18 protein-coding genes are annotated in these 23,065 nt (G+C 72.2%); 8 read left to right on the top strand and 10 right to left on the bottom strand.

What is annotated here, in order from left to right; translation table 11 throughout:
* The 6 genes from ACERUN_RS14545 to ACERUN_RS14520 all read right to left on the bottom strand — a co-directional run bounded on the left by ACERUN_RS14545 (position 1) and on the right by ACERUN_RS14520 (position 8,550).
* Positions 1-1,272, bottom strand: coding sequence for a sugar ABC transporter permease (locus ACERUN_RS14545; protein WP_372740698.1), 1,272 nt, complete (start codon positions 1,270-1,272; stop codon positions 1-3).
* A gap of 35 nt (positions 1,273-1,307) precedes the next feature.
* A complete protein-coding gene (locus tag ACERUN_RS14540; RefSeq protein WP_370290748.1) occupies positions 1,308-2,084 on the bottom strand; it encodes an ATP-binding cassette domain-containing protein in 777 nt (258 codons plus the stop codon).
* A gap of 164 nt (positions 2,085-2,248) precedes the next feature.
* Positions 2,249-3,337: a sugar ABC transporter substrate-binding protein gene (locus ACERUN_RS14535; RefSeq protein WP_370290747.1), complete on the bottom strand. Its 1,089-nt coding sequence runs from the start codon at positions 3,335-3,337 to the stop codon at positions 2,249-2,251.
* A 314-nt stretch (positions 3,338-3,651) separates the two neighbouring features.
* A complete protein-coding gene (locus ACERUN_RS14530) occupies positions 3,652-6,201 on the bottom strand; it encodes a bifunctional FO biosynthesis protein CofGH (protein WP_370290746.1) in 2,550 nt (849 codons plus the stop codon).
* Positions 6,202-6,355: 154 nt separating this feature from the next.
* Positions 6,356-7,504 (bottom strand): acyl-CoA dehydrogenase family protein, encoded by a 1,149-nt coding sequence (locus ACERUN_RS14525; protein ID WP_370290745.1) that lies wholly within the window; start codon positions 7,502-7,504, stop codon positions 6,356-6,358.
* Positions 7,504-8,550: an LLM class F420-dependent oxidoreductase gene (locus tag ACERUN_RS14520; RefSeq protein ID WP_370290744.1), complete on the bottom strand. Its 1,047-nt coding sequence runs from the start codon at positions 8,548-8,550 to the stop codon at positions 7,504-7,506. Before ACERUN_RS14520 ends, ACERUN_RS14525 begins: the two co-directional genes overlap by 1 nt.
* Before the next feature lie 160 nt (positions 8,551-8,710).
* Between ACERUN_RS14520 and npdG the strand changes: the two genes are divergently transcribed.
* On the top strand, positions 8,711-9,448 hold the full coding sequence (npdG, locus tag ACERUN_RS14515; protein WP_370290743.1) for an NADPH-dependent F420 reductase: 738 nt from the start codon (positions 8,711-8,713) through the stop codon (positions 9,446-9,448).
* 36 nt (positions 9,449-9,484) lie between these two features.
* Here the strand turns inward: npdG and ACERUN_RS14510 are convergent, their stop codons facing one another.
* Positions 9,485-9,832, bottom strand: a complete 348-nt coding sequence (locus tag ACERUN_RS14510) for a hypothetical protein (RefSeq protein ID WP_370290742.1) — start codon at positions 9,830-9,832, stop codon at positions 9,485-9,487.
* The gene (locus ACERUN_RS14505; protein ID WP_370290741.1) at positions 9,829-11,097 is read right to left on the bottom strand and encodes a PspC domain-containing protein; all 1,269 of its coding nucleotides are present in this window, start codon (positions 11,095-11,097) and stop codon (positions 9,829-9,831) included. Before ACERUN_RS14505 ends, ACERUN_RS14510 begins: the two co-directional genes overlap by 4 nt.
* A gap of 144 nt (positions 11,098-11,241) precedes the next feature.
* On the opposite strand from ACERUN_RS14505, the gene ACERUN_RS14500 reads away from it, so the two are divergent.
* The 4 genes from ACERUN_RS14500 to ACERUN_RS14485 all read left to right on the top strand — a co-directional run bounded on the left by ACERUN_RS14500 (position 11,242) and on the right by ACERUN_RS14485 (position 14,519).
* On the top strand, positions 11,242-12,540 hold the full coding sequence (locus tag ACERUN_RS14500) for a PspC domain-containing protein (RefSeq protein WP_370290740.1): 1,299 nt from the start codon (positions 11,242-11,244) through the stop codon (positions 12,538-12,540).
* Complete coding sequence (locus tag ACERUN_RS14495) at positions 12,537-13,208, top strand: LuxR C-terminal-related transcriptional regulator (RefSeq protein WP_370290739.1); 672 nt, start codon at positions 12,537-12,539, stop codon at positions 13,206-13,208. Before ACERUN_RS14500 ends, ACERUN_RS14495 begins: the two co-directional genes overlap by 4 nt.
* Before the next feature lie 221 nt (positions 13,209-13,429).
* The gene (locus ACERUN_RS14490; RefSeq protein WP_370290738.1) at positions 13,430-14,146 is read left to right on the top strand and encodes a M15 family metallopeptidase; all 717 of its coding nucleotides are present in this window, start codon (positions 13,430-13,432) and stop codon (positions 14,144-14,146) included.
* A gap of 31 nt (positions 14,147-14,177) precedes the next feature.
* Positions 14,178-14,519 carry a hypothetical protein gene (locus ACERUN_RS14485; RefSeq protein WP_370290737.1) on the top strand — a complete coding sequence of 114 codons (342 nt, stop codon included), beginning with the start codon at positions 14,178-14,180 and terminating at the stop codon, positions 14,517-14,519.
* 259 nt (positions 14,520-14,778) lie between these two features.
* Here the strand turns inward: ACERUN_RS14485 and ACERUN_RS14480 are convergent, their stop codons facing one another.
* Positions 14,779-15,831, bottom strand: a complete 1,053-nt coding sequence (locus ACERUN_RS14480; protein ID WP_370290736.1) for a type IV toxin-antitoxin system AbiEi family antitoxin domain-containing protein — start codon at positions 15,829-15,831, stop codon at positions 14,779-14,781.
* Between the two features lie 345 nt (positions 15,832-16,176).
* Between ACERUN_RS14480 and pcrA the strand changes: the two genes are divergently transcribed.
* Positions 16,177-18,633 (top strand): DNA helicase PcrA, encoded by a 2,457-nt coding sequence (gene pcrA / locus ACERUN_RS14475; protein WP_370290735.1) that lies wholly within the window; start codon positions 16,177-16,179, stop codon positions 18,631-18,633.
* Between the two features lie 740 nt (positions 18,634-19,373).
* Here pcrA and ACERUN_RS14470 read toward each other — a convergent pair.
* Positions 19,374-20,549: a peptidoglycan DD-metalloendopeptidase family protein gene (locus ACERUN_RS14470; RefSeq protein WP_370290733.1), complete on the bottom strand. Its 1,176-nt coding sequence runs from the start codon at positions 20,547-20,549 to the stop codon at positions 19,374-19,376.
* Between the two features lie 370 nt (positions 20,550-20,919).
* Between ACERUN_RS14470 and sucC the strand changes: the two genes are divergently transcribed.
* Together sucC and sucD are read left to right on the top strand one after the other, a co-directional pair.
* Complete coding sequence (sucC, locus tag ACERUN_RS14465; RefSeq protein WP_370290731.1) at positions 20,920-22,086, top strand: ADP-forming succinate--CoA ligase subunit beta; 1,167 nt, start codon at positions 20,920-20,922, stop codon at positions 22,084-22,086.
* A 19-nt stretch (positions 22,087-22,105) separates the two neighbouring features.
* On the top strand, positions 22,106-23,002 hold the full coding sequence (sucD, locus tag ACERUN_RS14460) for a succinate--CoA ligase subunit alpha (RefSeq protein WP_370290729.1): 897 nt from the start codon (positions 22,106-22,108) through the stop codon (positions 23,000-23,002).
* Positions 23,003-23,065: the final 63 nt, after the last annotated feature.

The raw sequence follows: 23,065 nt of genomic DNA, 5'->3' as shown, positions 1-23,065 counted from the left end.
TCAGACTCCTGAGGCCGACCGGCGCCGGCGCGAGATCGCGTCCACGCTGGCGGCCAGCAGCAGCACCCCGCCGGTGACGATGAAGTTGGCGTAGCTCTTGTCGATCAGCAGGGGCAGGCCGTTGTCGACAGTAGCGAGGACGACGCCGCCGATGACGCCGTGCACGGCCAGGCCGCGGCCGCCGAAGAGGCTCGTGCCGCCGATGACCGCCGCGCCGACGGCGTAGAGCAGCACGTTGCCGCCACCCGAACCGGGCGAGACCTTGCCGCTGTAGGCGGCCTGGAGGATGCCCGCGACCGCGGCGAGCGAGGAGCACAGCACGAAGGCCATGACCCGCATGTAGATCACGTTGATGCCGGCGCGGCGCGCGGCCTCGGCGTTGCCGCCGACCGCGTAGAGGTGGCGGCCGAAGGAGGTGCGGCCGAGCAGGAAGGTCAGCGCGATGAGGATGACGATGACCACGGGGATCATGTACGGGATGCCCTCGATCGGGAAGACCGGGTTGCGGCTGCGGTTGGTGTTGAAGTAAGCGGTGAGCCCGAGCACGAGGACGGCGAGCGCGCCGATGCGCAGCCACACGAGCGCGAGCGGCGGGTGGGCGAGCTCGCGGGCCACCTTGCGGCGGAAGCTGAACAGCGACAGCCCGCCGTAGAGCGCGACGATGGCGACCGCGGAGATCCAGCCCACGGTCGGCGGCACGTTCTTGATCGCGAGGCCGCGCAGCACCTCCTGGTCGAAGCGCACCGAGCCGCCCTGGCCGATGAGCAGGAGCATGACGCCCTGCAGGGCCAGGAAGAACGACAGCGTGACCACGAAGGACGGGATGCCCAGGCGGGCCACCAGGTTGCCGATCACCACACCGATCACCGCACCGACGACGACGCCGGCGAGCACGGCCAGCGGCCAGGCGAAGCCCTTGTCGACGATGGCGAGGGCGGTGACGGCGGCGCCGGTGCCGCTGGCGACACCGGCGGAGAGGTCGATCTCGCCGATCAGCAGCACGGGGATCAGCGCCATGGCGAGCACGCAGATCGGGGCGGCCTGGACGGTGAGGTTGGCCAGGTTGAGCTTGGTGAAGAAGGTGTCGGTGGTGGTGCCGAAGACGATGAAGAGCACCAGCAGGCCGAGCAGCGCGGGCAGCGAGCCCATGTCGCCGCCGCGCAGGCGGTTCACGTAGTCGGTGGCGGCGCCGCGCAGGGTGGTGACCTGGCGCGCGTCGGCGGCGAAGTCGGCGTCCGCGAGGCTGCTCTTCGAGGTCTCGGTGGCGGACACGGACGAAGGAGTGTCGGTGGTCATCGGTTCGGCCCTCAGATCGTGGCGGTCTCGGCGGCGGCCGCGAGGCCGTGGCGGTCGCTGCGGCCGGCGGTGATGAGCTCGACGACCTCGCGGTGGGTGACCTCGGAGGTCGGGACGTCGGCGGCGACGCGGCCGAGGTAGAGCGCCGTGATGCGGTCGGCTACCTCGAAGACGTCGGTCATGTTGTGCGAGATGAGCACCACGCCGAGGCCGCGGTCGGCCAGACGCCGCACCAGGTCAAGCACCTGGCGGGTCTGGGCCACGCCGAGGGCGGCGGTGGGCTCGTCGAGCAGCACGATCCGGGAGTTCCACAGCACGGCCTTGGCGATCGCCACGGTCTGGCGCTGGCCACCCGACAGGCTGGCCACGGGCTGGCGCACGGACTTCACGGTGCGCACCGAGAGGGAGGCGAGGGTCTCGCGGGCGCGCGACTCCATCGCGGCCTCGTCGAGCACGGGCCCGCGCTTGATCTCGCGGCCGAGGAACATGTTCTGGACGATGTCGAGGTTGTCGCACAGCGCGAGGTCCTGGTAGACGACCTCGACGCCGAGGGCGGCGACGTCGCGCGGCCCGTGGACGTCGACCGAGCGACCCTCGAAGTGGTACTCGCCGCTGTCGCGGCCGTAGATGCCGGCGATCACCTTCACCAGCGTCGACTTGCCGGCGCCGTTGTCGCCCACGAGGGCGGTGACCTGCCCGGGATAGACGGCGAAGTCGACGTCGTGCAGCACGTGGACGACGCCGAAGCTCTTGTTCACGCCCTGCAACTGCAGCAGCGGTTCGGTCATGGCCTGCCTCCAGGTCGGATCGGTTCGGGCGGCGGAGTGTGGCCGCCGCCGGTGGTGCCGTGTCGTGCGAACGGGGGCCGGGCCGGTGGGCCCGACCCCCGCTGCGCGGGTGGATGCTGGTCAGCCGGTGGCTGGCTCAGTCATCCGCTGCCGTGAAGCTCCGGTCAGGAGATGCCGGCGGCCGTGCAGAGGTCGGCGAACTTGCCGGTGCACACGTCGGAGGCCTTCTGGCCGCCGTCGTCGATCACGCTCTTGACGGTGTCCTTGGTGATCGCCTGCGGGTCGAGCAGGATGCTCGGGACGTCGCGGTTGCCCTCGCTGTCCTTGACGGTGCCGGTGGTCTCGGCCTTCTCACCCTTCGACAGCGCGATCGCGGCGTCGGCGAGCGCGCCGGCCTCGAGCTTGGCCGACTTGTAGACGGTCATGCACTGGGTGCCGGCGAGGATGTTCTGCAGACCCTCGACGGTGGCGTCCTGGCCGGTCACCGGGACCTTGCCGGCGAGGCCGTTCTTCTCCAGGATCGAGATGGCCGAGCCGCCGAGGCCGTCGTTCGCGGCGAGGACGCCGTCGACCTTGCCGCCGGCCTTGGTGAAGAGCTGCTCGAAGATGGTGACGGCCTGGTCGTTGTCCCAGTCCGGCACGGCCTGCTCGCCGACCGACTTGATGGTGCTGATGCCGTCGAGCACCTTGTGGGCACCCTCGGCGAACAGCGTCGCGTTGTTGTCGGTGGGCGAACCGTTCAGGTAGATGATGTTGGACTGCTTGCCGCCGAGGCAGTCGGCCAGACCCTGGCCCTGCAGCTCGCCGACCTTGGTGTTGTCGAACGAGACGTAGTAGTCCGCGGAGCCGCCGAGGGTGAGGCGGTCGTAGTCGATGGTCTTGACGCCCTGCGAGGCCGCCTTCTCCTGGATCGCCGCACCCGACTCGGAGTCGAGGTTGACGATGGCCAGCACCGTGACGCCGTCGGCGATCATGCCGTCGGCGATCTTGGTCATGTTGTCGGCGTCGCCCTCGGCGTTCTTGATGTCGTACTCGACACCCGCCTTCTCGAAGGCCGCCTCGAGCGCCGGACGGTCGGCCGACTCCCAGCGCACCGACGACTGCGTGTCGGGGAGGATGACGCCGATCTTGCCCTGGGCGTCGCCGCCGTCGTTGCTGCCGCTGCCGTTGCCGCTGTCGTCGGACCCGCAGGCCGAGAGCGACAGTGCGAGCCCGAGGCTCGCCGCGACCAGTGCGCCGTACTTGCGCTTCACCTCAACCGCCTCCTAGCGAGTGCGGCCCCGCACGCAGTGTCGTCTCTCGACACTCCCGGGCCGCACATATGTTGTGTCGCACAACATATGCAGTGACGGCAGTCACGTCCATAGTTCGACGTGACCAATTTCAGCCGAGTTTCAGCGGGGCAACGTCCCCGGTCGGACGGGGGTTGAGGCGCCATCGACGGCCGCGGCCGTCTGGAACGTTCACAAGCGACCCCGGCCCCCGGATCGTGGTCCGGATCGACTTATTCGATCGGGTGGCGACGGGCAGCGGGAGGTGGCGCGAACCCCCGGGCCGGGTGACGGGCTCAGCGAGCCGGTGCGGAGTAGAGCGTGGTGCGCTCGCGCACCGGGCGCTCGATCCCGCGCCCGATCTCCTCCAGCTCGGCCACCGTCTTGGCCGAACCGTGCTCGGAGCCGGCCATGCGCGAGATGGTCTCCTCCATGAGCGTGCCGCCGAGGTCGTTGGCGCCGGCGCCCAGCATCAGCCGGGTGCCCTCGACGCCGAGCTTCACCCAGCTGGTCTGGATGTTCTCGACACGGCCGTGCAGCAGGATGCGCGCCATCGCGTGCACCGCCAGGTTGTCGCGCAGGCTCGGGCCGGGTCGGGCCACGCCCGCGAGGTAGATCGGGGCGGAGGTGTGCACGAACGGCAGCGGCACGAACTCGGTGAAGCCGCGCCGACCCGCCTCCAGCGCGGCGTCCTGCACGCGGGCGAGCACGCGCAGGTGTCCGACCCAGTGACGGGGGTTGTCGACGTGGCCGTACATCATCGTCGCGGTCGTGGGCAGGCCCACGCGGTGTGCGGTGGAGACGACGTCGATCCAGGTGCGGGCGGGGAGCTTGCCCTTCGTCAGCACCCAGCGCACCTCGTCGTCCAGGATCTCGGCGGCGGTGCCGGGCAGGGAGCCCAGGCCGGCCTCGCGGGCCTTGATGAGGAAGTCCTCGACCGAGAGCCCGGTGCGGGCCGTGCCGTTGACGACCTCCATGGGCGAGAAGGCGTGCACGTGCATCTCGGGCACGCGCTGCTTGATGGCCGAGACCAGCTCGAAGTAGGCGTCGGCGGGCAGCTCGGGATCGATGCCGCCCTGCATGCACACCTCGGTGGCGCCGAGGTCCCAGGCCTCCTGGGCGCGCTCGCCCACCTCGCTGTAGGACAGCGAGTAGGCGTCGGCGTCGGTGCGACGCTGCGCGAAGGCGCAGAAGCGGCAGCCGACGTAGCAGACGTTGGTGAAGTTGATGTTGCGGTTGACCACGTAGGTGACCGCGTCGCCGACCGTCTCCTGGCGCAGGTCGTCGGCCAGGCGGACGACGCCTGCCAGCAGGTCGCCCTCGGCGGTCATCAGGGTGAGCGCCTGGGCGTCGGTGAGGCCCGCCGGGTCGCGCTCCGCGGCGCGGAGAGCCTCGCCGCCCTCGCCGAGCAGGGCCGCGGGGGCCGTGGGCAGGGGAGCGCCGGTGCGCCGGGCCGCCTCGCCCACGGCGTCCCAGTCGCCGTACACCGAGGCGAAGTCGCTGCGGCGCTCGTCGGCGCGACCCTCGGAGTCGATGGCGATGTGCAGGTCGGTGCGACCGCGGCTCTGCTCCAGTGCGGGGTCGGGCTCCTGCCAGGGCAGGCCGGTCGCCCGCACGCCCTCGCGCGCCAGCCCCTCGTCGTCCGCGAGCGCGGCGACGTGGGGGTGCAGGCGCGGGTCGATCCAGGGTTCGCCCCGCTGTAGCGAGCCGGTGACGTACTCGGGGTGCACGGTGAGCCGTGCGCGCAGCGTGAAGCCGCAGGCGGCGGTGAGGTCGCGCAACCGCTCGAGGGAGGGCCACGGCCGCTCGGGGTTGACGTGGTCGGGGGTGAGGGGTGAGACGCCGCCCCAGTCGTCGACGCCGGCCTCGAGCAGGGCACGGCACTCGGCGAGGTCGACGAGGTTCGGCGGCGCCTGCACGCGGGCGCGAGGCCCCAGCACGAGCCGCGTCACCGCGATCGCGGCGCGGTACTCGGCGAGCTCGAGGTCGTCGACGTGGCGCATTGCGGTGTCGGGCTTTGCCCGGAAGTTCTGGACGATGACCTCCTGCACGGCGCCGTAGGCGCGCGCGGTGGCCCGCAGGGCGAAGATCGTCTCGGCGCGCTCGGCGAGGCTCTCGCCGATGCCCACCAGCAGCCCGGTGGTGAAGGGGATCGCGTGGCGACCGGCGTCCTCGAGCACCCGCAGGCGCACCTCGGGATCCTTGTCGGGGGAGCCGAAGTGGGCCAGGCCCCTGGTGTCGAACAGTCGGCGCGAGGTGGTCTCGAGCATCATGCCCATCGACGGCGCGACGGCCTTGAGGCGGTTGAGCTCCTCCCAGGTCATGACGCCGGGGTTGAGGTGCGGCAGCAGGCCGGTCTGCTCGAGCACCCGCACCGCCATCGCGCGCACGTAGGCGATGGTGGAGTCGTAGCCCTGCTCGTCGAGCCAGGCGCGCGCCTCGGGCCAGCGGTCCTCGGGGCGGTCGCCGAGGGTGAAGAGCGCCTCGAGGCAGCCCATCGCCGCCCCCTGCGCCGCGATCGCGACGATCTCGTCGGGCGACAGGAAGGGGGCCCGGCCCTCGCGTGCGGCCTGGGCCGGCGTCTCGACGAAGGTGCAGTAGTGGCAGCGGTCGCGGCACAGCCGCGTGATCGGGATGAAGACCTTGGGGGAGTAGGTGACGACGCCCGCACGACCCGCGGCGACGAGGCCGGCGTCGCGCACGCGCGCGGCCGCCGCGGCGAGCCGGTCGAGGTCGGCGCCGGTGGCCGCCAGCAGTGCGGTGGCCTCGTGGACGTCGAGTGCGGCGCCGCGCTCGGCGCGCGCCAGGGCCCGGCGGATCTGCTGGGGTGTGGGGAGGTCGGACATCTCTTCGCGATCGTAACCCGCGGTCCCGTCAACTAGAACAGGTTCTAGAAATCGGGTCGGGCGGGCCGTGGGGGGCGGGCGGTCGCCACCACACCGGCGGACGCCGGCCCGGTTGTTCCGGGCCGGCGTCCGGCGGGTGCTGGTCGTTCGGGGATCAGAGGCCGAGGAAGCGGCCGATGATCTCCTTCATGATCTCGGTGGTGCCACCGTAGATCGTCTGGATGCGGCTGTCGGCGTAGGCCTTGGCGATGGGGTACTCCATCATGTAGCCGTAGCCGCCGTGCAGCTGGAGGCACTCGTCCACGGTCTTCTTCTGCAGCTCGGTGACCCACCACTTGGCCATCGAGGCCAGCGAGGGGTCGACCTTCTTCTCGTTGAGCAGCTCGATGCAGTGGTTGACGAAGACGCGGGCGATGTAGGCCTCGGTGGCGAGCTCGGCCAGCTTGAAGCGGGTGTTCTGGAACTTGCCGATCGGCTTGCCGAACGCCTCGCGCGTCTTGACGTACTCCAGCGTCATGTCGAGCACGTGCTCGATGGCCGCGATGCCGACGTTGGCGATGGAGATGCGCTCCTGGGGCAGGTTCTCCATCAGGTAGATGAAGCCCTTGCCCTCCTCGCCGAGCAGGTTGGCCTTGGGCACGATGACGTTGTCGAAGATCAGCTCGGCGGTGTCCTGCGCCTTCATGCCGAGCTTGTCGAGGTTGCGGCCGCGGCTGAAGCCCTCCATCCCCTCCTCGACGACGAGCAGGCTGATGCCGTGCGCGCCGGCGTCGGGGTCGGTCTTGGCGACCACGATCACGAGGTCGGCCAGGATGCCGTTGGTGATGAAGATCTTCGAGCCGTTGAGCACGTAGTGGTCGCCCTTGTCGACCGCCGTGGTGCGGATGCCCTGGAGGTCGGAGCCGGCGCCGGGCTCGGTCATCGCGATGGCGGTGACGATGTCGCCGCTCACGCAGCCGGGCAGCCAGCGCGCCTTCTGCTCGTCGTTGGCGACGTCGACCAGGTAGGGCAGCGTGACGTCGTTGTGCAGGGTGTAGCCCAGGCCGCTCGCGCCGACGCGGGTGACCTCCTCGGCGATGATCGCGTTGTAGCGGAAGTCGCGGATGCCGGGGCCGTCGTACTCCTCGGGGACGTCGAAGGCCAGCAGTCCGGCCTCGCCCGCCTTGCGCCACACCTCACGGTCGACGTGGCCGTCCTTCTCCCACTGGTCGTGGAAGGGCACGACGTCGCGCTCCAGGTGCGCTCGGACCGACTTGCGGAAGTCCTCGTGCTCGGTCTCGTAGATGCTGGGACGCTCGGGCATCAGCTCACCCACTCCTTGATCTTCTCGATGGTGGCAGCAGCTCCCGCGGTGTCGGGGCTGGCCGGTGACACGGACAGATTGGTGACGCCGGACTCGCGGAACGCCGCGATCCGTTCCTGCACGTAGGAGGCGGGGCCGACCAGGTTGCCGGCCTCCAGCCACTCGAGGGGCACGAGCGCCTCGGCCTCCTGCTTCTTGCCGGCCAGGTAGAGCTCCTGGATCTCGGCGGCCTCCTTCTCGAAGCCGTACTCGCAGGCGAGCTGGTTGTAGAAGTTCTTGTCCTTCGCGCCCATGCCGCCGACGTAGAGCGCGTAGAGCGGGCGCATGAAGTCGAGCAGCGCCTTGGTCTCCGGGCCCTCGCCGATGGCGACCATGCCGCCGGCGCAGACCTCCAGCGGTGCGAGGTCCGGCGACCGCTTCGCGGTGCCGCGGGCGAGCGAGTCGCCCCAGACGTCGGCCGCCTTCTCGGGGTAGTAGAGGAAGGGCAGCCAGCCGTCGGCGATCTCGGCGCTCATCGCCACGTTCTTGTCGCCGAGCGCCGCCACCCAGATCGGCACGTCGGCGCGCTCGGGGCGGTTGAGCAGCTTGAGGGGCTTGCCGAGGCCGAGGCCCTGGCCGGCCGGCAGCGGCACCTGGATCGTCTTGCCCTGGAAGTCGAGGCGCTCCCCGCGCAGGCCGGCGCGGAGGATGGCGATGACCTCGCGGGTGCGGGTCAGCGGCCGGTCGTAGGGCAGGCCGTGGAAGCCCTCGATCACCTGCGGGCCGGAGGCGCCGAGGCCGATCACCGCGCGCCCGCCCGAGACGTTGTCGAGGCCGGCCGCGGTCTGCAGCAGCGCGCCGGGCGTGCGCGAGTAGACGTTGAGGATGCCGGCCGCGATCTCGATCCGCTCGGTCTTCGCGGCCAGGTAGCCCATCAGTGTGGGGGCGTCGAAGCCGTAGGGCTCGGCGACCCAGACCATGTCGAGCCCCGCCGACTCCAGTGCGGCGACCTGGTCGGCCGACTCGCGCGGGTTGCCGGCGTAGACCAGCGGGGTCGAGAGCTTCATGGATCTCCCTGGTGGGACGGCGGGCTTCATCTCGGACGCCGAACGGGCGCCACAGCACAACTGTGACAGTACTACTGTCATTCAGGCAATGCTGGAGGTGGTGTGACCGCGGTCATGCTGCTGTGGGACGCTCGCGTCCCGAGCGCGAGAGGACGACGAGATGGCCGAGAACCCTGACAACTCCGGGACCCCTGAGACCCCCGAGGTCACCGGGGCCGACCCCGCCACCTACACGGTGGCCGTGATCGGCGGCACCGGCCCGCAGGGCAAGGGCCTCGGCTACCGCTTCGCCCGCCACGGCCACACCGTCATCCTGGGCTCACGCGCTGCCGAGAAGGCCGAGACCGTCGCGGCCGAGGTCACCGAGCGGCTCGGCGGCCTCGATGGCGCCGGCGCGGTGAGCGGCGCCACCAACGAGGACGCCGTGGCCGCCGCCTCCGTCGTGCTCCTCGCGGTGCCCTACGACGGCCACGACGAGCTCGTCGCCGCCCTGGACCTCGCCGGACGCACCGTCATCAGCTGCGTCAACCCGCTCGCCTTCGACCAGCGCGGCGCCCACGGCCGCGTCATCGACGGCGGCGAGGGCTCGGCCGCCGAGTCGGCCCAGCGCCTCGCCCCCGAGGCCGTCGTGGTCGGCGCCTTCCACAATGTCTCCGCGGTGGGGCTGTGGAGCGAGGAGGACTACCTCGACGAGGACGTCATCGTCGTCGGCGACTCCGTCGAGGCCAAGCAGGTGGCGATCGACCTGGCCGCGTCGGTCACCGGACGCCCCGGCGTCGACGGCGGCAAGCTCCGCCTGGCCCGCGTGCTCGAGCCCTTCACCGCGGTGCTCATCTCGATCAACCGCAAGTACAAGGCGCACTCGGGCATCCGCGTCACCGGGCTCGGCGGCCACTGACCGCCGACGTGGCAGGGATGCGCGCCCGAGGTGGCGTCAGTGCCGCTGACGCCGGGAGCCCCCGGCCACCGTGGCGAGCAGGCCCAGCCCCCCGCCCACGAGCCACGGGAGCGGCAGCAGCCAGCGGGCGTCGTCCAGGCTGACGTCGTCGCGGGCGAGGACCGCCCAGACCACGGCGAGGCCGACGAAGGCGGCGCCGAGGACGAGGTGCGTGACGTTGAGCGGGTGCCATCCCGAGTCCGCGCCCCGCGCTGCCGGTCCGCCCTGCTCCGTCGGTTCCTCGGTGTCCTTCGTGAGGTCGACGGCGAGGGTGGGCTCGGGCCCGACCGGGCTGGTTTCGCTGGTCTCGCTGGTGCCGCTGGTGCCGCTGAGATCGCCGGTCATCGCTGTGCTCCTGAGGTGCGGACCTCGACCTGGCCGATGCCCAGGTCGGCGTCGATGGTGAGGGTGGGTTCGTCGGTCGATCCGGTCGTGGCGCGGGTGCGCTGGTCGTCGCGGGTGGTGCCGAAGAGCAGGCTCTCGCCGAGGTCCACCTGCGAGCGGACGACGACCCGGAGCCCGTCGTCCGGCACGGTCACCAGCAGGTGCCCGATGCCCTGCTCGACGCGCACGGTGCGGCCGTCGAGCGCCGCGAGGTCGGTCGCCCCGCTCACGCCGGAGAGGTCGATCGAGAGCTCGCCGACCCCGTGCTGGTAGCTGCTGCGCAGGTCGGCGGCGCTTGAGACGACGTAGGCGGAGCGTCCGATGGAGGCGTCGCCGACGGTCTGGGCGGCCGAGGTGATGCCGGTGGCGCCGGCCGCCACGAGGCCGACGAGCACGAGGCCGCCGGCGCGGCCGTAGACCGAGCCGACCAGCAGCATCACGCCGGTCACGGCCAGCACGAGCGCCGGGTAGGCCGCCGGCGCCACGGCCAGTCCGGCCAGGTCGAGGGTGGCGAGCACGCCGACGGCGAAGGCCGCCAGCGCCAGGGTGAAGGGGAACAGCAGCGGTCCGCGGCGTCGTGGCCGCGTGGGCGGGGCGGTGTAGCCCGCCCACGCGGCACCCGGCGCTCCGGCTGTGCCCTGCGCGAGGCCTGCCTGCGCCATCGCCGAGCCGGCAGCGGCGTCCGCGTACTGCTGGGCGCCGGCGCGCGCGGCCTCGGCCTCGGCGTAGGCGCGGCGGGCGGCCTCGTCGCGAGCGGCCCGGTCGCCGCGCGCGTTGCGGCGACCGAAGATCACCAGGAGGATCACGCCGCCCACGACGCCCGGCCACGGCACCCCGGGGCCGCCGAGGTTGTCGCTGAGCAGCGACAGCGCCGCGAGGACGCCGACGACGGCCAGCACCGCCGAGCGCAGGCCGTCGTCCAGGTTGATGATGGCGCGCTCCTCGCCGTCCTCGGGGACGACGAGCCAGACAGCGCCGTAGAGCAGGAGTCCGCCCCCGCCGAAGATCGTGAGGACGACGAGGACCACGCGGACGACGAGCGGGTCGACGTCGAAGTGCCGGGCGATGCCGCCGGCGACTCCGGCGACCTTGCGCTCGCCGGGCGTGCGGCGCAGCAGCGCGAGATCGCGGAGCAGGTCGCCGCCGGGTCGTGGGCCCCGCTCGCCGCCCGGAGGCGGCGGCGGGGGCGGGGGAGGCGCGGTGTCCGCGCCGGAAGTGCTGGTCATGTCGCTCAGCCTGCCTGCGCCACACCCCGGCCACCATCGGGGAACACCCTGATCCTGCCGACGCCGGCGGTCCTGATCTCGGGGTCGATCCCGGGGGCGTTCCCCTCGGGAACCGTCGGGCGTCTGTGTGACGATGAACCGGTCATGAGCACCTCCTCCTCCAGCCCGGCCGGGCCCGCGTCGTCGGTGCCGGGCGCGTCGGCCTGGCAGCCGCGTCGGGCCTGGCGCGACCTGCGCCAGCCCGAGCTCGGTGGCGTCGCCGGGGGCCTGGCCGTGCACCTGTCGGTGCCGGTGCTGTGGGTGCGCCTCGCGTTCGTCGTCGGGGCGCTGCTCGGCGGCGCGGGGCTCGCCGCCTACGGCGCGCTGTGGGTGCTCCTGCCAGCGGGTCCCCCGCCGGAGCTCGTGGCGCCGGGGCTCGCCAGCGCCGAGCGCACCGGGCGCCGCGCCCCTCGACTCCGCGCCCTCGCCGACCGTGGCCCCACCGTCGTCCTCGCGGTGCTCGGGGTGGGGCTGGCGCTCACCGCCAGCGGCATCCTCGGCGCTGGCTGGTGGATCTGGCCGGTCGGCATCGCGGTCGCCGGCGTGGCGCTCCTGTGGCGGCAGGCCGACGAGGCTCAGCGTGAGCGGTGGCGCGACGCCGGCGAGCGTCTCGACCCGTCGCGGCTCGTGCTTGGCGGCGGCTGGGAGGCGTGGGCGCGCTTGGCCGCCGGCGTGACCCTGGTCGTCGTTGCGCTCTCGCTGGTGGTGCTGCGCGACGGCACCCTGACGGCCGCGCGTGAGGCGGTCGTGCCCGTGGTGCTCGCGGTGGTGGGCCTGGCGATCGTGCTGGGCCCCTTCGCGATCGGCCTGGTCGGCGAGCTCGCCCGCGAGCGCTCGGAGCGCGTGCGCACCCAGGAGCGCGCCGACGTCGCCGCCCACCTGCACGACTCCGTGCTGCAGACCCTGGCCCTCATCCAGCGCGAGCCGGCCGACGCCGTCCGCCTGGCGCGCACGCAGGAGCGCGAGCTGCGGGCCTGGCTCTACGCGGGGGAGTCGCTCGACGACACCACGCTGGCCAGCGCGCTGCGGGCGGCCGCGGGAGAGGTCGACGACACCTACGGCATCGGGGTCGATGTCGTCACCGTGGGCGACCGCGCCAGCGACGAGCTGTCGCGCAGCCTCGTGATGGCGGCGCGCGAGGCCATGGTCAACGCCGCGAAGCACGCCGGCGTCGACCGCATCGACGTCTACGCCGAGATCGCGGCCGATCGCGTCGAGGTGTTCGTGCGCGACCGCGGCGCCGGGTTCGACGTGGAGGCCGTGCTCGCGACCCCCGACGATCGGCTCGGCGTGCGGGCGAGCATCATCGAACGCATGCGGCGACACGGCGGCTCGGCCACCATCCGATCCACCCCCGGCTCGGGCACCGAGGTGCGCCTCGTCCTCGGCGAGGCGGAGCGTTGAGCGGCGCGGTGCGGGTCGTCATCGTCGACGACCACGCGATGTTCCGCCGGGGCGTGGCGGCCGAGCTGGCGGCCGCGCCACCGCTGCCCGACGGTCGCGCCGTCGAGGTCGTCGGGGAGGCCGCGGACGTCGACCAGGCGGTCGCCGCCGTCTCGGCCCACCGGCCCGACGTCGTCCTGCTCGACGTCCACCTGCCGGGTGGGGGCGGCGGCGAGGTGGTGCGTCGCGTGGCCGACGCCGGCGTGCGCTTCCTCGCGCTGTCGGTGAGCGACGCCGCCGACGACGTCATCGGCACGGTGCGCGCCGGCGCGCGCGGCTACGTCACCAAGACCATCACCGGCGCCGAGCTCGTCGACGCCATCGCGCGCGTGGCCGACGGCGACGCCGTGTTCTCCCCGAGGCTGGCCGGGTTCGTGCTCGACGCGTTCGCCGGGGCCGGGCTGCAGGCCGATCTCGCCACCGTCGACGAGGATCTCGACCGCCTCACCGAGCGCGAGCGCGAGGTGATGCGCCTGATCGCCCGCGGCTACTCCTACCGCGAGGTGGCCGGCGAGCTGTTCATCTCGGTCAAGACCGTCGAGACCCACATGTCGGCCGTGCTCCGCAAGCTGCAGCTCTCCTCGCGTCACGAGCTCACGCGCTGGGCCTCCGAGCGGCGCCTGCTGTGAGCCGGGTGTCTCGGGCGGGGGTGCCTCGGGCGGGGGCGCCTCGGGTGGTGTCGTCGCGGACGACGGTCGCGGGCGTCGTCCTCGCCTCGGTGCTCGGGCTCGCCGGGTGCGGCGGCCCGTCTCCCTCCCCGGCCTCTGGCGGCCCGACCGGCTCGTCGTCGGCCTCGGGGTCTGCCCCGGCTTCGGGATCGGCCTCGCCGACCGCGACGGGGTCGACTGCAGTGGAGCCCGCCTTCTCCGCGTGGCAGCTGGGGGCGCGCGCGCTGCCCACGGATGCGGCGGGTCAGGGCGTCGTCCAGCCGACGCCGAAGGCGCTGAGGGTGCGCCGGTTCCCGACCACGGACCTGCTGCCACCGCCGGCCGGTGGGCGTTTCCGCGGCACGATCGAGCCGATCACTCCCGCGATCCGCGCCCGCATGGGCGACACCTGGCTGCCCGGGTGCCCGGTGCCCCTGGCCGACCTGCGCTACCTCACCGTCAGCTTCCGCGGCTTCGACGGGCGACCCCACACCGGTGAGATCGTGGTGGCCGCGCGGGTGGCCCGCGACGTCGTGTCGGTCTTCCGTGCGCTGTACGCCGCCGACTACCCGATCGAGGAGATGCGCCTGCCCACGACGGCCGACCTCGAGGCGCCGCCCACCGGCGACGGCAACAACACCGCCGGCATGGTCTGCCGCACCGCCCGCGGCTCCACGACACTCTCGGCCCATGCCTACGGGCTCGCGGTCGACGTCAACCCGTTCCTCAACCCCTACCGCAAGGGCGACCGGGTGCTGCCCGAGCTGGCGTCGGCCTACCTCGACCGCTCGCGCACCCAGCCCGGCATCATCCACGCCGGCGACGTCGTCGTCCGCGCGTTCGAGCGCATCGGCTGGACGTGGGGCGGGTCGTGGAACTCGCTCAAGGACTACCAGCACTTCAGCGCCACCGGTCGCTGATGGCGCGGGCCCGACCCCCTAGAGTGCGGTCATGAAGCTGCTCGAGCACCTGCTGCTGATCGTCCACATCCTCGGGTTCTCGGCCCTCATCGGCGGCCTGCTGGTGCAGGTCGGGCCGGGCGCCAAGAAGGTCCTCCCGGCGATGCGCGACGGCGTCGGCACCGCCTTCATCGCCGGCCTCGCGCTCGTCGGCGTCCTCGAGGCGGGCGACGAGGAGGTCAACCACGCCAAGATCGGCGTGAAGTTCACCATCGGCCTGATCCTGCTGATCCTCGTGATGGCCAACGTGCGCAAGGACAAGATCCCCACCGGCCTCTGGGCCGGCCTGCTCGTGCTGTCGATCGCGAACGTCTCCGTCGCCGTCCTCTGGTGAGGCGTGGGGGTGGCCCCGGTCGCCGTCCGCGTCCTCGTTCGCTTCTCCGTCCCCCGCCCGCTCCCTGTCCCCCGCCCGCTCCCCATCCGTCGCGAGCGCATGTAACACGCCGTCCACTCGTGTTGTCGCCACTTGTCAGTCGCGCGAGGGCCTGAATCCACGCTCCGGCGACTGAAAGACGCCCGGTAGTCGGGTGGACGGCGTGTTACATCTCGCGGCCGGACACGGCCGCTCTACCGCCGCCATCAACGGCTACCGGTCACGGCGTCCACCACGGCAGCGCTGCGGGCGGGGCCGGTGTCGGACGACGGCGCGGCCCGCGCGGCCGGAAGCGCGCCAGGTCGGCGACGTCCGTGCCGAAGCGGTGGCACGTGTCGAGGTACTCGCGTCGACAGCGCTCGAGAGCGGCAGCCCGGTGCGGCGCGAAGAAGTCCCGCCAGGTCAGGCGTGAGATCCCGAGCTTGAAGCCGCTCACGAAGTCCTGGCGCAGCTTCTCGTCCCACAGCATCTCCTCGCCGGTGCGCCCCTGCCGTTGCCCGGAGTCCTCGGGCCGGTACTTCTGCCGGCCGTCGATCTCGAAGACATGTCGACCCAGGCGCAGGTCGCACCAGGCCGTGCGCCCCTCGGCGGTGAGCCCGAACTGGGTCTGCGGAGCGCCGTAGCCGAGCGAGAGGACGAGATCGCGCCCGAGCGTCTCGGCGACGCTGTCGCTGTGCGGTGACGCGGCCGCGATGACGGCGCGCACCGTCGTCACCCCCGGCCAGCTGCGCATGCGGCGCGCGGCGGCGTGCAGCGCTGCCACGGAGGATCCGCGCCGCAACGCGGAGTCGGCGGCGACCAGTCCCTGCTGGTAGCCGTGCTCGCGAGCGATGTCGAGAGCCGTGCGCGCGGGGTCGAGGACGTCGATGCCGCGTACCCGCGTCACCTCGTTCGCGCCGAAAGGAGCGAGGTGGTGCTTGACGCCGTGTCGCACATGAGCGCCGACGATGCCCGGCCGCCCGATGTGGGTGATCGGCGTCGGCTCCGCGAGCGTGTCGATGCCGAGGAGCAGGGCGGCGGAGTGGTGGCTCATCACATGTGGCTCGCCGACTCTCAGGCTGCCGGCGCGATCGAGGAGCAGCTGGTGCTGGCGACGGTCGGTGAGGTTGTCGAGATGTGCCCGCGGCGCGTAGACGCCGCGCCGCACCGACTCCCATCGCCCGCGCCGAAGGTGGTTGTCGATCTCGGCCGGCGCGAGTCCGGCCTCCAGCGCCTGGCGTCGGGTGACCAGCCCCCACTGCCGCGCCATCGTGTCAGCGATCCGAGCATCCATGGCCGCAGCGTGCGGTGCGGCCGAGCGGTGCCCGTGCCGTCGTCCTGCTGGCTGTGGAGACGCTGGTGCTTGCGGGCCGCCTGGGGATGTTCGACGCGCCGGCCTGGGGCTGATGTGCCAGGTGATGTAACACGTCGTCCACCCCACTCCTCGCCCGATCTCAGGCGTTTGGGCGCCCAGATCGGCCTCGGAACGACTGAGAGCGGTCAGGTAGACGGGTGGACGACGTGTTACATGCCCCGAGCGGCCGGACGCCGGAGCCTGCGGGACGCCCAGTCAGCGCCGGCGGGGGCCTGTGAGGCGCAATGGGTGGACGTCGGCGAGCCACCGTAGGCTGGGCGCAGCATGACGACGACATCCACGACGCCCCCCGCCCTCACCGCCGACGCCCTCCTGGAGGGACTCAACGACCCTCAGCGCGAGGCGGTGCGGCACGAGGGGGCGCCGCTGCTGGTGGTGGCCGGCGCTGGGTCGGGGAAGACCCGCGTGCTCACCCGTCGGATCGCGTGGCTGATCGCGGTGCGCAAGCAGCACCCGGGCTCGATCCTGGCGATCACCTTCACCAACAAAGCGGCCGCGGAGATGAAGGAGCGCGTCGCCGAGCTGGTCGGCAACCGCGCGAAGATCATGTGGGTCTCCACCTTCCACTCCGCCTGCGTGCGCATCCTGCGCAAGGAGGTCGAGCACCTCGGGTACGACCGGCTCAAGTCGAACTTCTCCATCTACGACGCACAGGATCAGAAGCGCCTCGTCTCGCTCGTGCTGAGCGACCTCGAGCTCGACCCCCGCAAGTTCCAGCCGGGCCCGGTGCTGCACTGGATCAGCAACCACAAGAACGAGCTGCGCGACCCGGCCGAGGTGGCGGCGGGCGCCACGACGGCGTCCGACGAGGCGTACGCCCAGGTCTACGCCGCCTACCAGCGCCGTCTGCGCGAGGCCAACGCGCTCGACTTCGACGACCTCATCCTCGAGACGGTGCGGCTCTTCCAGGCCCACCCCGAGGTGCGCGAGACCTACCGTCGGCGCTTCCGCCACCTGCTCGTCGACGAGTACCAGGACACCAACCACGCCCAGTACGCCCTCATCCACCAGCTGTGCGGTCAGGACCTCGAGGAGCGCGATCCCGACCGCCACGGCACCCTGGACGGCGCTCCCGCCGATCGCGTGCCGCCCGCCGAGCTGATGGTGGTCGGCGACGCGGACCAGTCCATCTACGCCTTCCGCGGCGCCGACATCCGCAACATCGTGGAGTTCGAGAAGGACTTCCCCGACGCCCGCACCGTGCTGCTCGAGCAGAACTACCGCTCCACGCAGACCATCCTGAGCGCCGCGAACGCGGTGATCGAGCGCAACGAGGGGCGCAAGCCGAAGCGGCTGTGGTCCGATGCCGGCGACGGCAGCCGCATCGTCGGCTATGTGGCCGACGACGAGCACGACGAGGCGCGGTTCGTCTCCGGGGAGATCGACAAGCTCACCGACGACGGCGGCGTGCGGGCCGGCGACGTCGCGGTCTTCTACCGCACCAACGCGCAGTCGCGGGTGTTCGAGGAGATCTTCATCCGCACCGGCATGCCCTACAAGGTCGTCGGCGGCGTGCGCTTCTACGAGCGGCGCGAGATCCGCGACGCGCTCGCCTACCTGCGCACCCTGGTCAACCCCGACGACCAGGTGTCGCTGCGCCGGATCCTCAACACGCCCAAGCGCGGCATCGGCGATCGTGCCGTGCTCGCGGTCACGATGTTCGCCGACCGCGAGCGCATCACCTTCTGGGAGGCCCTGCAGCGCGCCGGCGAGGCGCCTGGCCTCGCCACCCGCAGCCAGAGCGCGATCGCGGGCTTCGTCGCGATGATCACCGAACTCCAGCAGATGGTGGCGGCCGGCGAGCGGCCCGACGTCGTCCTCGAGACGGCGCTGGACCGCTCCGGCTACCTCGTGAGCCTCGAGGACTCCGACGACCCCCAGGACGCCACCCGCATCGAGAACCTCGCCGAGCTCGTGGCCGTGGCGCGCGAGTTCGCCGAGGACCCGGTCGCCGGACCCTCCGCCGACCCCGCGGACGTCGACGCTGGTCTCCTCGAGCCCGGTCTCGCCGACTTCCTGGAGCGTGTCGCGCTCGTCGCCGACTCCGACCAGATCCCCGACAACGCCGACCCCGACGACCCCGACGCCCCCGCCGACTCCGGGGTGGTCACCTTGATGACGCTCCACACGGCCAAGGGCCTGGAGTTCCCCGTCGTCTTCCTCACCGGCATGGAGGACGGCGTGTTCCCGCACTCGCGGGCCCTCGGCGACCGCCCCGAGCTCGAGGAGGAGCGCCGCCTCGCCTACGTGGGCATCACCCGCGCGCGCGAGCGGCTCTACGTCTCGCGCGCCGTCGTCCGCTCCGCCTGGGGCGCGCCCTCGCACAACCCCGCCTCCCGCTTCCTCGCCGAGCTGCCCATCGACCTCGTCGACTGGCGGCGCACCGAGGCCGAGCAGACCCGCTGGAACCGTCCCTCCTACGCGCCCGGCGGCCGTGAGTACGACGCCGGCTCGCGCAGCACCGGCCTCGGCAGCCCCACCGCCGCCGGACGACGCAACTTCAGCTCCGCGGCCGCCCGCGCCGACGCCGCCGCCAAGTCCAAGCCCTCGCGCCCCATCCCCGTGCTGGCGCCCGGCGACAAGGTCACCCACGACAGCTTCGGTCTCGGCACCGTCGTCTCGGTCGAGGGCGCGGCGGAGAAGTCCGTCGCCTCCATCGACTTCGGCTCCGACGGCGTCAAGCGCCTCCTGCTGCGCTACGCCCCCGTCGAGAAGCTCTGAGTCGTTGGGCGCGAGCGTGTCGCCAGTCGCCCCCGATCAGGACCCTTCGGGCCCGTGATCGTGGACGACGCGCCTTCGGCGCTGGCGACACGCTCTGAGCCATTGGGCGCGAGCGTGTCGCCGGTCGTCCGCTCGCCCTGACCCTTCGGGCCAGGACTCTCAGACGACGCGGGCTTCGCCCGCTGGCGACACGCTCTGAGCCATTGGGCGCGAGCGTGTCGCCAGTCGCCCCCGATCAGGACCCTTCGGGCCCGTGATCGTGGACGACGCGCCTTCGGCGCTGGCGACACGCTGCCGCGCGCGCGGTCGACGTGGGCAGGGTGGGAGGTCGTCGGGCGGCCAGACCTGACCTGACCTGACCTGACCTGACCTGGTGGCTCGCCGACTGGGCCACTGCACGTGCAGCGGAGAGGGGCAGCCTCCGAAGGACGTCGAGCGAGGAGCCGCAGGGAGCGCAGCGACCGGAGGCGACCAATCGACGTCCGCAGGACGCCACCTGGGCGTCTGGCCGCCAGCGAGCACCTCACGGGGCGGACGTCGACCGCGCGCGCGGCAGCGCGGCGCGAGGAACGAGCGACGCGCTCGCGCCATGGGTGAGCGCAGCGACCGGAGGCGACGAATCGACGTCCGCAGGACGCCGCTGAGCGTCTGGTCGCCAGCGGTGATGTCACCCAGCGGACGCCGACTGCGCGGGCGGCAGCGTGGCGCGAGGAACGAGCGACGCGCTCGCGCCATTCGACTCAGGGCGTGACGCCGTGCTGACGCAGCGCCGCGTCGGGGTCGACCGGGTCGCCGCCGCCGGGGCGGACCTCGAGGTGCAGGTGGGGGCCGGTGACGTGGCCGGTGGAGCCCACGTTGCCGATCTGCTCGCCGGCGCGGACCTTGTCGCCGGGGGAGACGAGGATGCGGCTCTGGTGGCAGAACCAGAGCTCGGTGCCGTCGTCCAGGGTGATGACGGTGCGGTTGCCGTAGGCGCCGGCGAACTCGGCGGAGGTGACCGTGCCGTTGCTGACCGCGTAGATGGCAGTGCCGGTGGGCGCGGCGAAGTCGAGGCCGGTGTGGTAGCTCGACCACAGGCCGTACTCGCCGAAGGTGGCGGTGAGGCGGTAGCCCTTCAGCGGCAGCACCCACCGGTTGAGGGCGATGTCGGCGGCCTCCTTCTCGGCGGCCTTGGCGAGCTTGCCGAGTGCGCTGTTGCGCTCCTCGGCGTGCTGCTCGGCCTGGGCGACGAGGTCGGTGCCGGTGGCCTGCCCGAGGGTGTCGCGGTCGGAGGCGCGGCTGACGGTCGGCAGGCGCTCCCCGACGCTGGCGGTGCCGAAGGAGCCGGTCATGGCGTTGGCGGCGGCGAGGCGGGTCTCGCCGGCGACGAGCTGCGGGTCGCCGGAGACGACAGCGCCGCCGACCGCGACCGCGAGGGTCGCGACGCCGGCGGCGACGGGGAGCGAGGGCAGGCCGCGAAGGAGCGGGCCGCGCGCATCGGCATGGCGCTCGGCGCGACGCTTGCCGGCGGGCTTGACCGGGCGCAGCAGCGTGGTGGAGGAGTCGGTGAGCGCGGAGGTCAGGTCGATCTCGTGCAGTGCGGGCAGCTCGACGGTCGCGGCGCGGTCGGTGCCGCGGGGGGCGGGCGCCGGCTCGGTGATCAGCGGCGCGGAGGTGGCGGGCACCACGGCGAGGGTGGGGACGACGGCAGCGGCGCGTCGTCCACCGGTGGAGGTGCTGGGGGAGGCGGCCGGAGAGGCGAGCGGGGCCGGCGGGTTTACCGCGGCGGTCAGCGGGGTATCTGGCGAGAGGCTGCTGGCAGCCGGACGCGCGACGCGCTTGCCGACGTAGGGGACCGGCGACTCGTCACCGCGTCCCGGGGTCGGCGCAGCCACCCGTCGTCCAGGTGTGCCGTGCTCGGCTCGGTGGTTACCCATCGACTGCTGACTCCTTGTGGGACTTCTCGGCAGGCCGCTTCGGTGCCTCAACCCGTTGCCACAGGACGAAGTTACGCCGCTGGCAACGCGACGACCGCCACACGGGCGGCCGGGCGAAACATGCTCCGCGAGGTTAACCGATGTGACGGGTGCCCCGAAATCGTCTCGTCCGAGCGGTGGAGAACGCCTCGTCGGGTGCCGGGCCGGCCCGGGCGGGCCGCTCGGACGGTCCGCTCGCCGGGTGACGCGAGTTAGGTCACACCGCCCGGTGGTGGTCCGGGGTCGTCCTACTCACGGGTCGGGACTAGGGTGCCCGGGGGTGTGCCGAGGCGGCCACCCCCCACCTGACTCAGATGTGAGGACGAACCCAGTGGACCTGATGGAGTACCAAGCGAAGGAACTCTTCGCGAAGCACGGTGTGGCCACCACCCTCGGCAAGGTCGTCGAGACCGCCGAGGAGGCGAAGGCCGCGGCCGAGGAGATCGGCGGCGTCACCGTCATCAAGGCGCAGGTCAAGGCCGGTGGCCGAGGCAAGGCCGGCGGCGTGAAGATCGCGAAGACGCCCGACGAGGCCTTCCAGTACGCCACCGACATCTTGAACCTGACCATCAAGGACCTGCCGGTCAACCGCGTGCTCGTCACGCCGGCCACCCCGCCGGAGGAGGAGTACTACTTCTCCTTCCTGCTGGACCGCTCCAACCGCCAGTACCTCTGCATCGCCTCCGTCGAGGGTGGTGTGGAGATCGAGGAGGTCGCCAAGACCAACCCCGACGCCGTCAAGCAGATCGCGATCGACCCCGGCGCTGGCGTCGACGCGGCCAAGGCCCGCGAGATCGCCACCGAGGCCGCCTTCCCGGAGGCCGTCTTCGAGCAGGCCGTCGAGATGATCCAGGCCCTCTACACGGTCTTCGTCGAGGAGGACGCCACCCTCGTCGAGGTCAACCCGCTGGCCCGTCTGGCCGGCGACAAGCTCGAGGCCCTCGACGGCAAGGTGTCGCTCGACGACAACGCCTCGGAGGTGCGCCACCCCGAGCACGAGCACTTCGAGATCCGCGAGGAGGCCGACCCGCTCGAGGCGAAGGCCAAGGACCTCGGTCTCAACTACGTCAAGCTCGACGGCCAGGTCGGCATCATCGGCAATGGCGCGGGCCTCGTCATGAGCACCCTCGACGTCGTCGCCTACGCCGGCGAGAACCACGGCGGCGTCAAGCCCGCCAACTTCCTCGACATCGGCGGCGGCGCGAACGCCCAGGTGATGGCCAACGGTCTCGACGTGATCCTCAACGACGAGCAGGTCAAGAGCGTCTTCGTCAACGTCTTCGGCGGCATCACCGCCTGCGACGAGGTCGCCAAGGGCATCGTCGGTGCGCTGGAGCTGCTCGGCGACGCGGCCACCAAGCCGCTCGTCGTCCGCCTCGACGGCAACAACGTCGACCTGGGTCGCGAGATCCTCACCGAGGCCAACCACCCGCTGGTGACCCTCGTCGACACCATGGACGGCGCGGCCGACAAGGCCGCCGAGCTGGCCAACGCCTGAGGCCGGGGGAGAAGAAGAGATGAGCATCTACCTCAACAAGGACAGCCGGATCATCGTCCAGGGCATCACGGGCGGCATGGGTGCCAAGCACACCGCCCTCATGCTCGACTCCGGCGCCACCATCGTGGGCGGCGTGAACGCCCGCAAGGCCGGCACCACCGTCACCCACAAGGACGCCGCTGGCGCCGACGTCGAGCTGCCGGTCTTCGGCACCGTCGAGGAGGCCATCAAGGAGACCGGCGCGAACGTGTCCGTGCTCTTCGTGCCGCCGGCCTTCACCAAGGCCGCCGCGATCGAGGCCATCGACGCCGAGATGCCGCTGATCGTCGTGATCACCGAGGGCGTCCCGGTGCAGGACACCGCCGAGGTGTGGTCGTACCTGCAGGGCAAGAAGACCCGCATGATCGGCCCCAACTGCCCCGGCATCATCACCCCGGGCGAGTCGCTGGCCGGCATCACCCCGCACACCATCACCGGCTCCGGCCCGGTCGGTCTCGTGTCGAAGTCGGGCACGCTGACCTACCAGATGATGTTCGAGCTGAAGGACTTCGGCTTCTCCACCGCCATCGGCATCGGCGGCGACCCCATCGTCGGCACCACCCACATCGACGCCCTCCAGGCGTTCGAGGAGGACCCCGACACCAAGCTGATCGTCATGATCGGCGAGATCGGCGGCGACGCCGAGGAGCGGGCCGCGGCCTACATCAAGGAGAACATCACCAAGCCGGTCGTCGGCTACGTCGCGGGCTTCACCGCCCCCGAGGGCAAGACGATGGGCCACGCCGGCGCGATCGTGTCCGGCTCGGCCGGCACCGCGCAGGCCAAGAAGGACGCCCTCGAGGCCGTCGGCGTGAAGGTCGGCAAGACGCCGTCCGAGACCGCCGCGCTGGCCCGGGAGATCCTCCAGGGTCTCTGAGGCGCCTAAGTCGCACCAGCGCGAGAGCCCCCCCCCATCACCGAGGGGGCGGGCTCTCGCGCT

It is taken from the genome of Nocardioides sp. (assembly GCF_964229035.1).
Classification (GTDB): Bacteria; Actinomycetota; Actinomycetes; order Propionibacteriales; family Nocardioidaceae; genus Nocardioides.
This window is presented reverse-complemented; position numbering and strand designations above follow the sequence as displayed.

Excerpts from the sequence above, each read along its gene's own strand:
- ACERUN_RS14520 (WP_370290744.1), bottom strand. The coding sequence starts at position 8,550 with ATGAAGCTCTCGACCCCGCTGGTCTACGCCGGCAACCCGCGCGAGTCG.
- ACERUN_RS14530 (WP_370290746.1), bottom strand. The coding sequence starts at position 6,201 with ATGTCCGACCTCCCCACACCCCAGCAGATCCGCCGGGCCCTGGCGCGC.
- ACERUN_RS14480 (WP_370290736.1), bottom strand. The coding sequence starts at position 15,831 with ATGGATGCTCGGATCGCTGACACGATGGCGCGGCAGTGGGGGCTGGTC.
- sucD (WP_370290729.1), top strand. The coding sequence starts at position 22,106 with ATGAGCATCTACCTCAACAAGGACAGCCGGATCATCGTCCAGGGCATC.
- pcrA (WP_370290735.1), top strand. The coding sequence starts at position 16,177 with ATGACGACGACATCCACGACGCCCCCCGCCCTCACCGCCGACGCCCTC.
- ACERUN_RS14540 (WP_370290748.1), bottom strand. The coding sequence starts at position 2,084 with ATGACCGAACCGCTGCTGCAGTTGCAGGGCGTGAACAAGAGCTTCGGC.
- npdG (WP_370290743.1), top strand. The coding sequence starts at position 8,711 with ATGGCCGAGAACCCTGACAACTCCGGGACCCCTGAGACCCCCGAGGTC.
- ACERUN_RS14510 (WP_370290742.1), bottom strand. The coding sequence starts at position 9,832 with ATGACCGGCGATCTCAGCGGCACCAGCGGCACCAGCGAGACCAGCGAA.
- ACERUN_RS14485 (WP_370290737.1), top strand. The coding sequence starts at position 14,178 with ATGAAGCTGCTCGAGCACCTGCTGCTGATCGTCCACATCCTCGGGTTC.
- ACERUN_RS14470 (WP_370290733.1), bottom strand. The coding sequence starts at position 20,549 with ATGGGTAACCACCGAGCCGAGCACGGCACACCTGGACGACGGGTGGCT.
- ACERUN_RS14500 (WP_370290740.1), top strand. The coding sequence starts at position 11,242 with ATGAGCACCTCCTCCTCCAGCCCGGCCGGGCCCGCGTCGTCGGTGCCG.
- ACERUN_RS14505 (WP_370290741.1), bottom strand. The coding sequence starts at position 11,097 with ATGACCAGCACTTCCGGCGCGGACACCGCGCCTCCCCCGCCCCCGCCG.
- ACERUN_RS14525 (WP_370290745.1), bottom strand. The coding sequence starts at position 7,504 with ATGCCCGAGCGTCCCAGCATCTACGAGACCGAGCACGAGGACTTCCGC.